Origin of the sequence: Serratia symbiotica (Periphyllus acericola) (genome assembly GCF_964019515.1) — a bacterium.
GTDB lineage: Bacteria > Pseudomonadota > Gammaproteobacteria > Enterobacterales > Enterobacteriaceae > Serratia > Serratia symbiotica_D.
The window spans coordinates 787,963-800,626 of the sequence record NZ_OZ026452.1 but is presented as its reverse complement, the minus strand read 5'-3'; the positions used below and the strand labels follow the sequence as shown (position 1 = coordinate 800,626).

The 12,664-nt window shown below is 51.1% G+C and carries 13 protein-coding genes, 1 tRNA gene and 4 pseudogenes; 10 read left to right on the top strand and 8 right to left on the bottom strand.

Features of this window, described 5'->3' with window-relative positions; translation table 11 throughout:
• Nucleotides 1–65: 65 nt before the first annotated feature.
• From AACL06_RS04500 to glnQ, 8 genes and pseudogenes are all read left to right on the top strand, one after another.
• Nucleotides 66–443, top strand: coding sequence for an inverse autotransporter beta domain-containing protein (locus tag AACL06_RS04500; protein WP_339038083.1), 378 nt, complete (start codon nt 66–68; stop codon nt 441–443).
• Between the two features lie 44 nt (nt 444–487).
• Nucleotides 488–823, top strand: a complete 336-nt coding sequence (locus tag AACL06_RS04495; protein WP_339038286.1) for an inverse autotransporter beta domain-containing protein — start codon at nt 488–490, stop codon at nt 821–823.
• A gap of 13 nt (nt 824–836) precedes the next feature.
• Nucleotides 837–1,028: pseudogene (locus AACL06_RS04490) on the top strand (hypothetical protein); the annotation flags it as partial.
• Between the two features lie 12 nt (nt 1,029–1,040).
• Nucleotides 1,041–1,517, top strand: a complete 477-nt coding sequence (locus tag AACL06_RS04485; protein WP_339038501.1) for a hypothetical protein — start codon at nt 1,041–1,043, stop codon at nt 1,515–1,517.
• Nucleotides 1,518–1,658: 141 nt separating this feature from the next.
• Nucleotides 1,659–1,994, top strand: a complete 336-nt coding sequence (locus tag AACL06_RS04480) for a hypothetical protein (protein ID WP_339038081.1) — start codon at nt 1,659–1,661, stop codon at nt 1,992–1,994.
• A 775-nt stretch (nt 1,995–2,769) separates the two neighbouring features.
• A complete protein-coding gene (glnH, locus tag AACL06_RS04475) occupies nt 2,770–3,513 on the top strand; it encodes a glutamine ABC transporter substrate-binding protein GlnH (RefSeq protein ID WP_339038079.1) in 744 nt (247 codons plus the stop codon).
• A 103-nt stretch (nt 3,514–3,616) separates the two neighbouring features.
• The gene (glnP, locus tag AACL06_RS04470; RefSeq protein WP_339038077.1) at nt 3,617–4,276 is read left to right on the top strand and encodes a glutamine ABC transporter permease GlnP; all 660 of its coding nucleotides are present in this window, start codon (nt 3,617–3,619) and stop codon (nt 4,274–4,276) included.
• Complete coding sequence (gene glnQ, locus AACL06_RS04465; protein ID WP_339038075.1) at nt 4,273–4,995, top strand: glutamine ABC transporter ATP-binding protein GlnQ; 723 nt, start codon at nt 4,273–4,275, stop codon at nt 4,993–4,995. Before glnP ends, glnQ begins: the two co-directional genes overlap by 4 nt.
• 54 nt (nt 4,996–5,049) lie before the next feature.
• Here glnQ and dinG read toward each other — a convergent pair whose 3' ends face one another.
• On the bottom strand, nt 5,050–7,230 hold the full coding sequence (gene dinG / locus AACL06_RS04460; protein WP_339038073.1) for an ATP-dependent DNA helicase DinG: 2,181 nt from the start codon (nt 7,228–7,230) through the stop codon (nt 5,050–5,052).
• A gap of 226 nt (nt 7,231–7,456) precedes the next feature.
• On the opposite strand from dinG, the gene AACL06_RS04455 reads away from it, so the two are divergent.
• A complete protein-coding gene (locus AACL06_RS04455; RefSeq protein WP_339038072.1) occupies nt 7,457–7,795 on the top strand; it encodes a MerR family transcriptional regulator in 339 nt (112 codons plus the stop codon).
• Here the strand turns inward: AACL06_RS04455 and AACL06_RS04450 are convergent.
• From AACL06_RS04450 to folD, 6 genes and pseudogenes are all read right to left on the bottom strand, one after another.
• A pseudogene (locus AACL06_RS04450) lies at nt 7,792–8,746 on the bottom strand (IS630 family transposase). The gene AACL06_RS04455 and the pseudogene AACL06_RS04450 overlap by 4 nt on opposite strands.
• A 51-nt stretch (nt 8,747–8,797) precedes the next feature.
• The gene (locus tag AACL06_RS04445) at nt 8,798–9,040 is read right to left on the bottom strand and encodes an OprD family outer membrane porin (protein WP_339038070.1); all 243 of its coding nucleotides are present in this window, start codon (nt 9,038–9,040) and stop codon (nt 8,798–8,800) included.
• Nucleotides 9,041–9,288: 248 nt separating this feature from the next.
• On the bottom strand, nt 9,289–9,819 hold the full coding sequence (locus AACL06_RS04440) for a DedA family protein (RefSeq protein WP_339038068.1): 531 nt from the start codon (nt 9,817–9,819) through the stop codon (nt 9,289–9,291).
• Nucleotides 9,820–9,910: 91 nt separating this feature from the next.
• Nucleotides 9,911–10,802: pseudogene (locus AACL06_RS04435) on the bottom strand (IS5 family transposase).
• Nucleotides 10,735–10,896, bottom strand: a complete 162-nt coding sequence (locus AACL06_RS04430; RefSeq protein WP_339038066.1) for a hypothetical protein — start codon at nt 10,894–10,896, stop codon at nt 10,735–10,737. Before AACL06_RS04430 ends, AACL06_RS04435 begins: the two are co-directional and overlap by 68 nt.
• Before the next feature lie 68 nt (nt 10,897–10,964).
• Nucleotides 10,965–11,822 (bottom strand): bifunctional methylenetetrahydrofolate dehydrogenase/methenyltetrahydrofolate cyclohydrolase FolD, encoded by an 858-nt coding sequence (gene folD, locus AACL06_RS04425; protein ID WP_339038064.1) that lies wholly within the window; start codon nt 11,820–11,822, stop codon nt 10,965–10,967.
• 487 nt (nt 11,823–12,309) lie between these two features.
• Here folD and AACL06_RS04420 point away from each other — a divergent pair.
• Nucleotides 12,310–12,386 (top strand) — tRNA-Arg (locus tag AACL06_RS04420).
• Nucleotides 12,387–12,405: 19 nt separating this feature from the next.
• Here the strand turns inward: AACL06_RS04420 and AACL06_RS04415 are convergent.
• Nucleotides 12,406–12,613: pseudogene (locus AACL06_RS04415) on the bottom strand (tyrosine-type recombinase/integrase); the annotation flags it as partial.
• Nucleotides 12,614–12,664 lie beyond the last annotated feature (51 nt).

The window sequence follows — 12,664 nt, the reverse complement described above, 5'->3', positions numbered from 1 at the left end:
GCCTGAAAGCTGCCCATTCACGGGACTCTTTATTCCAAATCCGATTTATTCAATAACGCCCATTATTGTCTCAAAAATATCATATGACATTGGAGGAGCTGCGCAAGCTTAATCAGTTTCGCACCTTTGCGCACGGGTTTGAGCATCTGCAACCTGGTGATGAGCTGGATGTGCCGCTGGCACCGCTTCCCGAAATCATATGGAATGATGCAGCCACCTCTAAAGCGGCGGAACAGCAGGCCAGTGATGATGGGCAGTTGCAGAAAATAACGAGTCTGGCCTCAAAAATGGGGGATTTTCTGTCCAATAATCGGACGGGGGACGCCGCAGCAAACAGAGCCAGAGGAACGTTAAATAGTGTGGTCAGCGGCGAGACCCAGCAATGGCTGAACCAGTTTGGTACTGCTCGGGTGCAGCTTGATACCGATAAAAATTTTCCCTGAAAAACTCACAATTTTACCTACTTGTGTAGGAACAAAAGGATAGGCTGGTTTTTATCCAAGGCAGCCTACACCGTACTGATGACCGAACCCAGTCAAATATCGGGGTGGGATTCCGCCACTTTTCACCCGGCTACATGCTAGGCGGCAATATCTTTGGTGATTATGATTTATCCCAAGAACACGCGCGAGCTGGCATTGGCGTAGAATACTGGCGCGATTTCCTGAAGCTGAATGTCAACAGCTATAGACGTCTGACAGGCTGGAAGGATTCACCGAATGTGGAAGACTATGAAGTCCGCCCTGCCAACGGCTGGGACGTGCATGTGCAGGCTTGGCTACCCTTGCTGCCTCAGCTTGGCGTGAAACTGGCGTATCAGTAGTATTACGGTAAAGATGTGGCACTGTTTGGAAAGGAAACCAGACAGCACAACCCCCACACCCTCACATGGACTATACCCCAATTCCTCTCATCACCTTCACAGTGCGGAACAGCGGCAGGGACAGCACAGCAAAAGCGACATTCACCTAAGTGTTGAGCTGCACCATCAATTGGGCGTACCGTGGCATCAGCAACTTAATCCAGAGGCTGTGGCAGCGATGCACAGCCTGGCAGGCAGCTGCTACGACCTGGTGGCACGTAACAACAATATCCTCCTGAAGTACCATCAGCAGCAGGTGATAAACCTGCAAATGGCAGAACAGGTAAGCGGCTACACGGGCGAGCAAAAGTCGCTGGGCGTATCGGTGACCAGAAAATACGGTTTGGCACACATTAAATGGACGGCACCGATACTACTGGCTTCGGGCGGTAAAATTGTGCAGGTCGGCGCAGATTACAGCCTAGTACTGCCGCCGTACCAGAAAGTGGGGCAAGAGATAAACACCTACCTGTTGAGTGGCGTAGCAGTGGACACCCGTGGGAATCGCACAGAGCGGAGCGAAATTAGGGTGACGGTACTGGCCCCAGTGATCACTGAAAGTCATGCCGCCCAGGAAAACTCAGCCATCACGCGTGATAAGAATAGCTACCGCGTGATAAGAATAGCTACGTGGCTGGCAGCAAGATGGTGCTGACGGTGACGAAAGGATGCCCAGAGTAACCCGGTCAGCGGCCAGGTATCTACTCTGACCTATGACCGTGTGCAGGTGGCTAAATAGACGGGTAGCGACCTAAAAGCTACGCTGCAACTCCCAGGCTAGCGTAGTGCCAATAGCTTGCCCGCTTACACCATCACCATTAATGGATACTTAAAAGATATTGCCGTCAACGGCTATACCTTTAACAAAGACGCGGGCTTCCCAACCACTGGCTTTAAGGGAGCGAAATTTACACTTGAACTCAACGATGGCAATCAGGCACCAAACTACACCTGGGCCTCAGATACCTCATGGGTAACAGTGAACGACGGCGTTGTAGCCTTCAGCAATACGGGTACCGGCAAGAAAGTGACCATTACTGGCACACGGAAGAGCGGAAGGGGTAACGTCATCACATACAACTTCACGCTGAAAAGCGGGTTTATCAACGATAAACAGATAGAAATGACGTAGGCTGATGCAAAGAGATACTGCAGTAGACAGTCTGGCTACAGCCTCGCGACGGTGCAGGAGTTGAATGGCAACCCTAACCACCGTCGAGGCAATCGCGGCGTCATGGGGGGTCTGTAGAGTGAGTGGGGCGCCCTTACGAATTACAGGTGCGCGGATTTTTACGCCCCCGACTACTCCTTCGAATACTGGTCATCGGAGTGGAATGGGCAGGATAGGGATAAACTCTACTACGACGTCCAACTGAAATATGGCTATATCGGCGGTGCCGTCAACACCGCCACTAACTACGTGGTATGTCGTCAAGGTCTTTAGCCTTTAATTTTTTTACTTTTGTTTTGACCTTCCACCGCACTCACGTACGGGATACCGAAGTGGACGTTATAACGGACAGCCAGGAATTGATGCACCACGATCATTTGGTGTATCAGCGTTACCCCGTTTTCATCCTCAGTGTACTAGCCCACCTCATGGATAGTGAAAAAGATGGATAGTGAAAAAGTTATATCCAGTTATCAATATTGAAACAAAAATGTTATCAATTGATTGTTTCACACCCCATCATCTGTTAATGATAACCAAACGCACCAAAATAATCCCTAACGCCTCATTTTGGCGCCTTTGTTTGGTGCATAAAAATAACAGTCTGCCTCTAAGGCCTCTTTTTCGGTTATAACCTATTGTTTTTTTAAAATTTGCAGAAATGGCACGCTTTTTTCATAGCAACGACTGCATTATAAAAAATAGGTAACCCGCAACCTGTACAGGAATGCTTCATATGAAATCAGTATTCAATCTCTCCTTGGCTGCACTTTCCCTAGCCTTTGCCATAAGTTCTCACGCAGTAGATAAACTGGCTGTCGCTGTCGATACCGCCTTCGTTCCCTTTGAATTCAAGCAAGGCGAGCATTATGTGGGTTTCGATATCGATCTATGGGCGGCGGTGGCAAAAGAGCTGAAGCTGAATTACACCCTGAAACCAATGGACTTCGGCGGTATAATTCCTGCCCTACAAACCAAGAACATTGATCTAGCTCTGGCTGGCATCACCATTACCGACGAACGCAAGAAAGCTATCGAGTTCTCTGATGGCTACTACACCAGCGGTCTGCTGGTCATGGTTAACGCCGACAACACCACCGAAAAAGGTATCGACGATCTGAACGGCAAAGTGGTCGCGGTAAAAAGCGGCACCGGTTCGGTTAACTACGCCAAGCAACACATCAACACTACGCATCTACGTCAGTTCCCCAACATCGACAACGCCTATATGGAACTGGGAACCAAGCGCGCTGATGCCGTGCTGCACGATACGCCCAACATCTTGTACTTCATCAAGACCGCAGGTGCTGGTAGGTTTAAAACCGTGGGCGACTTGCTGGAAGCTCAGCAGTATGGCATCGCCTTTCCGAAGGGCAACGATGAGTTGCGTATAAAGGTGAACGGCGCGCTGAAAACCCTGCGCGACAACGGCACATACACCGAAATCTATAAAAAATGGTTCAGTACTGAGCCTAAGTAATTCAGGCAGTAGCATTATTCACCTAAACCCAGGGGGTAATCACTTAGCCCCTGACTTTTGTTGCGTCTGATCTTTATGTTTTGAGTTCACCGGGAGAATTACCATGCAGTTCGATTGGAGCGCCATCTGGCCCGCCATCCCCATTCTGTTAGAAGGCGCAAAAATGACCTTGTGGATTTCGGCCCTTGGTCTGATTGGTGGGCTCATTATTGGTCTTATCGCCGGCATTGCCCGCACCTATGGCGGTTTTATCGTCAACCATATCGCCTTGGTGTTTATCGAGATAATCCGTGGCACGCCGATTGTAGTACAAGTGATGTTTATCTACTTTGCCCTGCCGATGGCCTTTAGCGATTTGCGCATCGATCCGTTCAGTGCCGCAGTGGTCACCATCATGATCAACTCCGGGGCCTATATTGCGGAAATCACCCGTGGCGCGGTGTTATCGATCCATAACGGCTTCCGTGAAGCCGGTCTGGCACTCGGCCTGTCGCGGTGTGAAACCATCCGCTACATCATTATGCCACTGGCTTTGCGCCGCATGCTTCCACCGCTGGGCAACCAATGGATCATCAGCATTAAAGACACCTCGCTATTCATCGTGATCGGCGTAGCGGAACTGACCCGTCAAGGTCAGGAAATTATTGCCGGTAACTTCCGCGCACTGGAAATTTGGAGCGCTGTGGCAGTTATTTATCTGATTATTACTTTGGTGCTGAGCTTCGTGCTGAGGCGTCTGGAAAGAAGGATGAAAATCCTGTGATTGAATTTAACAACGTCTCCAAGCACTTTGGTTCAACCCAGGTGCTGCATGATATCGATCTAAAGATTAACCAGGGCGAAGTGGTGGTGATTATTGGGCCTTCCGGCTCCGGCAAATCCACTCTGCTGCGTTGCATCAATAAATTGGAAGCGATCACCAGCGGTGAGCTGATCATCGATGGCCTGAGGGCTAACGATCCCAAGGTGGACGATCGTCTGATCCGCCAAGAAGCCGGCATGGTGTTCCAGCAATTCTACCTTTTCCCTCACTTGACAGCGTTGGAAAACGTCGCCTTCGGCCCGATCCGCGTACGCCGTTTGAAGAAGTCAGCAGCAGATAAGCTGGCACGTGAGCTGCTGGCCAAAGTAGGTTTGGCCGAACGAGCCCATCATTACCCATCTGAGTTGTCCGGTGGACAACAGCAGCGCGTGGCGATCGCCCGCGCACTGGCGGTAAAGCCGAAAATGATGCTGTTTGATGAGCCAACCTCCGCGCTGGACCCAGAACTACGCCATGAAGTGCTGAAGGTTATGCAGGATCTGGCAGAAGAAGGCATGACCATGGTGATCGTCACCCACGAAATCGGCTTTGCCGAAAAAGTGGCATCGCGTCTGATCTTCATCGACCAAGGACGAATTGCGCAGGACGGTCATCCCCACTATTTGATCAACCACCCACCCAGCGTACGTTTACAGGAGTTCCTTCAGCACGTTTCTTGATTGATCCCACTCAATAATGGGCTTTTTTTCGCCCATCGTTTCTGTTTAGGTCACCTAACGCTTGTGGCGGCGTTTTTTCTCTTTCTGTACCGCTGCTGCGGCAGATTTCAACGCCGCCAAATGTGCTTTGTCAGCTTCCGGCAGCGCACGCTGCTCAATAGGGAACACCGGTAGCGCCGCCAACAACCTTGCACCATAGCCTTTGGTCAACAACCGGCGATCATAGATCACTATCTCGCCGTGGCATTGGTTACTGCGGATCAGGCGGCCTACTTGCTGGATCAGGTTAAACGAGGCGCTCGGCAGGCTCTGTACTTCAAACGGATAGCGCTTCAGCGATTTCAGCCATTCGGCCTCGGTAACGATCACCGGGCTGTCGATCGGCGGGAAGGCTATTTTGTGAATATGCACCTGAGTCAGTAACTCACCTTTCAGATCCAGCCCTTCGGAAAATGACTGTAAGCCGACCAACACGCTGGTGATCCCCTTTTCCACCCGTTTGCAGTGCTCTTCCACCAGGCGGTAACGCGGCTGATCGCCCTGTACCAGCAACTTTAGGCGCAGATCGGTCACGTAACCGAGAAAAGTCTGCATCGCCCGGTGGCTACTGAACAGGATCAGCATGCCTTGGTGCTGACCGCTGTCCTGCTCGGCGCGGAAGAAGCGCGCCATCTCTTCCAAGTGCTGCGCCTCGGTGGCGATTACCGGTTCAAAACGCATTTGCGGGATAATGATCTTGCCCTGTGCAACGTGGTTAAACGGCGATGCCAATGTCATAAAGCGATCGCCAGCCTGCTCGTTCAGACCACTCATTTCCTGTAACCGCGCAAAGCTATTTAGCGAACGCAGCGTTGCCGAGGTGATCACCACATGCGGCACCTTGCGCCACAGCAGTTTTTCCAACTGCTCGCTGACGCGGATGCCAACGCAGTGCAAGTAAATATGGCTCACATTATCGCGCTGATCGCGCGTCACCCATTTGGAGATTGGCGCACTAGAAGAGTTATTAAGTGCTGCCAGGTGCCACAGTTTGCTCATCACCTCTAGATAACCCAGGATACAGCTTAGCTGAATAACTGAACGCTGCAAAGCGATGATATCGTGCTTGCCAGTCTGTTCGGTGAGCACATTCAGCACAAATTCCGTCAGTCCGCGTAGGGTATCGGTGAGTTTGAACAAGCGCACACAGTTTTCCATCATTTCCGTTGGCAATACCCCCATCTCGAAACGGTGCTCAGCCACCACGCTGTCGCTGGGCAGATAGGCGCTGACCTGGCGTTCGAAGAGTTGCACCTGCTCGCGCAACGTCTCACAGTGGTGGTTGAGTCGCTCGCTGTTGGCCAGCCCTGGCGGGTTTTTCGGCCGATACTGGCTCATACACTGTTCGACCTGATGCACCAGCATATCCAGTTGCAGGTTGGCTGACAGCGCAGTGATTTCACCGCTAATCTCCAACGCATCGCGCGCCACATCAGGCAGGTGATGCCCTTCATCCAGAACTAGCAGCAGCGCTTTCGGGTTCGGCAACACCGACTCAGTTTCCAATGCCGCCATCACCAGAGCATGGTTGGTTACCACTACATCGGCGCTCTCAATCTCTTTACGGGCGATATAAAATGGGCATTCGCGGATATAATGGCAGTTGCGCCCTAGGCAATTGGCTTTATCGGTGCTCAACCTGGCCCACAGGGGATCACCGATAGATAGGGAATAGTGATCGCGCAGCCCATCCCACTCACAGCAGCTGAACGCCTTGGCCAGTTTCTGGCACAATGCCAGCTCTGTTCCGCTGGAAGGTCCCCGTTCGTCGTCGAGAAACAGCGGCAAATCGCCTTGCTCCCGGGTATCAGTACTTATCGCCGCCAGGTTGCGTGGGCACAGGTAGCGCCCGCGCCCAAAGGCCCCAGTGAACTTCAAATCGGAGATGATCTTTTTCAGCAGTGGCAAGTCTTTGCTGTAGATCTGATCTTGCAACGCCACATTAGCCGTGCTGACCACCAGCGGCTTGCCCTCTGCCCGCCCCACGGCAATGCCAGGGATCAAATATGACAGCGTTTTGCCAACACCCGTCGGTGCTTCGATCGCTAGATGGCGCGGAGAATCGCCGGCCAGAGTTTTCGCCACTTCGGCGATCATCTCGCGCTGGGGAGTACGGGAAATAAAATCCGGTATTTGCTGCTGCAAGACTTTGTACCACTGCCTGATCTGATGTTTAATTGCACAGGAGAGCGACATTTGACTCTTATCTAAACGAAATGATGGCGTATTGTTCCACAGACCGGCTAACGCGTCAGCTTGAGTTAATGATGAGTGGTAGGCAATGTCTCGCTGTACTCATCGCCTTTCCAGGTTGTAGCTCACGTTTTCCACAGCGTCTAAAGTTGTGCAGGTTATTTTTTTGTACAACTTTAGCCTTCCCCGCTATGGTTTAGTGTTCGATATCTTAAGCTAGGAGAAGGATATGCTCTTTTACAGCATCGGTGAAGTAGCCCAACTCTGCGACATCAATCCCGTCACGCTACGCGCCTGGCAGCGGCGCTACGGGCTGCTGAAACCGAAACGCAGCGAAGGCGGCCACCGCCTGTATGACAACGAGGACGTGGCGCGTATTCGTACCATCCGCATTTGGATAGAGCGCGGCGTGCCTATCAATATGGTCAAAGCGCTGTTGGACGGCAAAGCGCAGCGGGATCACTCTGCCAACTGGGCGCTGTTGCAGAAGCAACTGTTAACGCTCCTGCACACCTCCTCGCCCAGTCAACTACGCAGACGCCTGTTCGAACTAAATACCTGCGCTTAATACCGCTCCACTTTCATTAACCCAGGTTTATTGCCTAGGAACGGTGAGGCGGCTTTCATAAAATGACCCATATTTTTTAGCAATTGCCATCTCGTCCGGCAACGGTGATTGCGTGTGACTGTCTCATATAAAGCCAACCATAGGAGCTCTATCCTGTTTACCCATGGAGAGTAAACTGGCTGATAAATGACAATAAAATTCGGGTTGCGCCGCAACCAGCTCAACGTTTCTTTACTCTTATGAATGATGTAATTATCGACAATCAGCGTAATGGTTTTGGCACTTTGGTATGTGCTTCTCAGCTTGCGTAACAGGCTAATGAATAAACCCGAGTTTTTATGGTTTCCACTGACATAATCAACTCTTCCGGTTCCTGCATAAAGGGCACCCGCGAGGTAATGCTTTTCATTCTGTCCCGGTGTCGTGATGCGTTTTTGTTGACCCTTTTTCTGCCAGTCAGCACCTATTTTAGGGTTCATATCGATGTCTACCTCATCTTCGTAAAAGACGGGATGTTGCAGCCGCTCTACGCCACACAATACCGGCTCTCGGCAACCAGCGCCGAAGTGAGCCAGGATGTAACGTTGAGTTAAATAATTTATTAATTTCAATCGTTAACATCTCAGTATTCCACCGAGAGCGCAGATAGCCAAAGTCCTGTGGAGAACGCTGAACGAGCAAATCAAGCATCTTCAACATCGCCTCCGTGGGCCATTTTCGGGGGCGTCCAGGTGAAAGGCTTGCCAATCCTTCATAGCCGCCCAATGTGAACAAATTAACCCATCGTCCGACAGCGGCACATAAGGTTTTACCTAGGTAATTCAGCGTGTAGCCACGGTGTAACATCAACATGGCGATAAGGCGTCTGGCATAATTTTTATCTGGTGTTTTCTGGATAATTTTTTGTATCTGACGTCGTTCATGTCGGGGTATGGGTGCTATGTTCGGCATTACTCAGTCCGGTTGTGAGGGGTTGTGATGTTTGGCGATTGATCAGATCGCTCAAACCGGATTGAGTTCCTTACAGTGATCTACTATTTGGCGCAGGTATTTAGCGCCCAGTTTTACTGAGCTGTAGTAATCAAGGTTAACACCGAGGATATCTGCCAGATAACCTGATTGATAGCCTAGCGCCAGCCCCTGTCCCCAGGCGCTGTGGATTTCCTGAGGCTTAGCAATGTCGGCGTCATCTTTGAGGTATTTCCAATAATTTTTCAGTGAGATCTCAGCCTGACTGTCCTTCAAAAAGGACGAATCAACCAGGCTTTTATCAGCACTCTGCGCTGTAGTTGAGGAGGGTGAATACTGCCCAGAGCCAAAATGGCAAATAAAATAGCCTTATTAGATAGGTTCTATACCCTAGATAATTCAAGTTTCAGGAAGGCATCAACGCAGCCAAACCCCCAGGAGCTTACATCAGTAAGTGACTGGGGTGAGTAAGGAAAGCTAACGCACATGCAACTTGAATTATCTAGGGTATAAATAAGCAGCCCTCAGCCTAACCACTGGCTTAGCCATTTAATACCCAATGCGCCAGGTGCCAGAATGCCAAACGCCCAAATCATCGCTGAGGTGATATTCGCCAGTTGGAAATAGCCCTGCTGCATGCCGCAGATCCCGCCGACCAACGGCACCACGGCGCGCAATGGGCCGAAGAAACGGCCGATGAAAATGCCCAGCACGCCACAGCGCTCAAAAAAGGCATGGCCGCGTGTCAGCAATTGAGGATTGCGCGACAGTGGCCACATATCAACAACCCGATGCTGATAGTGATGACCGATCCAATAGGAAAGCCAGTCGCCTAAGAAAGCGCCAACGGCAGCAGCAGCCCAAATCGGCCAGAAAGCGATACCGCTTTCGCCGATCAGCGCCCCCAGTGCCAGCAGGATCACCGTGGCCGGCAGTAGCAGTGACAGAAACGCCAACGACTCGCCGAACGCCAGAAAGAAGATAATGGGGATGGCCCAGACCTCGTGCTGACGCACGACGTCGCTGACCCAGGTGATAACGTCATTAAGGCTCAATATGCGGCTCCTGATAGGCAATATTCATGATGACTATGGCGTTGTTGAATAAATCGGATTTGGAATAAAAAGTCCCCTGAATGGGCATCTTTCAGGCAAGGCATACACTTTCTGGCATACCAGCGAGCGGCATCTTGTTTAATGCACAGATCATGGCCAGCGCCTCTGCAACTTGCCCATCATAATCTCGCAGCGACAGGTGACCACCAAATAGCTATTTTACTCTGTACCTCGCTGTTGCCGCTATCGAACCTCGGTGGTAGCCTGTGATACTTTTCCACCGTGTATTGTCTCCGGTAACGCGCTGGTTCGCCACCGCTTGATTTCGCTCTGCATAAATAACGGGCTCCGCTGCTGGGCGGTATTAACGCCTTGAGCTTCTTGCCCCTTAACTCATCATCACACACTCGCGTATCCTAAGCCCGATCCGCCTAGGCGACTTTGATTTTACGGTACCTCTGACGGATGAGACCTGGGAAGGCTTCGGTATCGGTGATATTGCTCAAGGAAAGGTCAGCACAGATGACCTCATGTGTTTCTGTATCTACGGCCAAATGCAGTTTTCGCCAGATACGCCGTTTTTCCTGACCGTGTTTTTTTGCCATCCACTCGCCTTCACCCAACACGTTGAGCCCGCTAGAGTCGATAACGAGGTGCGCAATTTCACCCGGCGTTGCGGTTTTAAACGGGACATGGCCGGACTTCGCCCGCTTACTGATACAGGTGTCGTCCGGGCAGTTCAACAGCACTTTAATCAGTGTGACAATGGAGTCGACGAAGCCCTGTAGGGCGCGAAGTGTCAGGCCGAAAATCCGTTTCAGCATCAATACGCTGGTAATTGCCAGATCGGAATAATGTGGTGGGCGACCACGCAGAGAAGGTTTTGCCTCGCAGTACCAGGCGTGAAGTGCCGTTTCATCCCCCAAGCAAGTGAGTGAATCCCGAGTGATAAGGGCGTTGTTGTAAGCCTTCAAGTTGGTGATGTTTAACTTTTGCTGGGCCACGGAATGTCGCTATTTTGACAGAAGGAGAGTGATCTGATCCTCGTCCCGGCCAAATGTTCGATTTATTCAACAACGCCGTTCGCACAGTGCGACGTAGGGGTGATTATCCAGGTTAAAAATATCCATATTGCCTTACTTAGGTTAAACATCGTGATGGACCTCGCAGGCTTGCAAGGTATTTTGGATCAGTGTGGCAACGGTCATCGGGCCAACGCCACCCGGCACGGGCGTAATATAGGCAGCGCGTTCGCTGGCGGCGTCGAAATCCACATCACCGACCACTTTGCCAGTGTCTAGACGATTGATGCCAACATCTACCACAATGGCACCCGGTTTGATCCAGTTCCCCAGAATAAAACCCGGTTTGCCGACCGCTACCACCAGCAGATCGGCGTTTTCAACATGATGCCGCAAATTTTTGGTGAAGCGGTGGGTTATGGTGGTGGTGCAACCGGCCAGCAGCAACTCCATGCTCATCGGGCGTCCGACGATGTTGGAGGCACCGACTACCACGGCATTCAGGCCATAAGTATCAATGTTATAATGCTCCAGCAGGGTGACGATGCCCCTTGGAGTACAAGGGCGCAGTGTAGGTGCACGCTGGCACAGACGGCCAACATTGTACGGATGGAGGCCATCAATGTCTTTATCGGGATGTATGCGATCTAGCACCTTGACGTTATCGATACCGACGGGCAGCGGCAGTTGCACCAGAATGCCGTCGATTGCCGAATCGGTGTTCAATTGGTCGATAAACGCCAGTAGTTCAGCCTCACTGGTAGTGGCGGGCAGATCGTAGGAGCGGGAAAGAAAGCCCACTTCATCACAGGCGCGGCGCTTGCTGGCAATGTAAATCTGTGAGGCTGGGTTCTCTCCGACTAACACCACCGCCAGACCTGGGGCACGTTTACCGGCCACTATTCGTTGTTTAACTTGCTCAGCCACTTCGTTTTTAACTTGCTGCGCAATCGTTTTACCATCAATAATCTTTGCTGCCATCAGTGAGGAAATCCATCATTTGAGAAAGCGGGGATGGCGTTATTTTGTCAGAAGCTGAGCGCGCTGTCAGGCGCTGAATTATCCTTATCATGATTTACGCTTTTTTATATCAACGGCATTATCCCCTCTGCCTTTTTCTACCATCGACTGGGCAAGTCTGCCTTTTTCTACCATCGACTGGGCAAGTTTAGAGCCTATCCCAGTAGGCGTATGTTGCAGCAGCCAGTTTGGACAGGGACAAGGGGCAACAACTGGCGCGTACAGGGAACACGTTAGTAGGGTGAGAACTGCCCAGGTGCAAAATGGCAAATAAAATAGCCTAATGGGATCGGCCCTTAGTTATCATCTAAGCTTGATGGCTGTGTTTACCTACCCACGCACTGACCGATAGCGCAAAATCAGCATAATGCACGGTTGCAGCCGGGACGGTATGAAAAAGAATTGACTCAATAAACGCTGACCGTATAATCCAACCCCGCCACCCAGCGCGCCCTTAGCTCAGTTGGATAGAGCAACGGCCTTCTAAGCCGTAGGTCATAGGTTCAAATCCTGTAGGGCGTACCAGTAAAATCAGTATATTATGCTATTCACAAACTGTTATATTTTCCAAAAGTGCCAGACTATTGACATCGCCCGCCAAGACTTCGTCAATTTTTCTGGCATGTTCTGTCAAGTGAACCGGTGATAAATGGGCGTAACGTTATACCATCTCGATAGACTCCCATCCTCCCATTTACTGCAATGGCGGAGAGCAGTACACCCGCCTGTACTAACCAACTTGCCCAGGTATGTGGCGTTGTTGAATAAATAGAACTTTTGGCCGGGACGAGGATCAGATCACT

Bases quoted from the DNA above. Each gene is read 5' to 3' on its own strand.
- AACL06_RS04485 (WP_339038501.1), top strand. From the start codon at position 1,041: ATGCACAGCCTGGCAGGCAGCTGCTACGACCTGGTGGCACGTAACAAC.
- glnH (WP_339038079.1), top strand. From the start codon at position 2,770: ATGAAATCAGTATTCAATCTCTCCTTGGCTGCACTTTCCCTAGCCTTT.
- glnP (WP_339038077.1), top strand. From the start codon at position 3,617: ATGCAGTTCGATTGGAGCGCCATCTGGCCCGCCATCCCCATTCTGTTA.
- dinG (WP_339038073.1), bottom strand. From the start codon at position 7,230: ATGTCGCTCTCCTGTGCAATTAAACATCAGATCAGGCAGTGGTACAAA.
- AACL06_RS04455 (WP_339038072.1), top strand. From the start codon at position 7,457: ATGCTCTTTTACAGCATCGGTGAAGTAGCCCAACTCTGCGACATCAAT.
- folD (WP_339038064.1), bottom strand. From the start codon at position 11,822: ATGGCAGCAAAGATTATTGATGGTAAAACGATTGCGCAGCAAGTTAAA.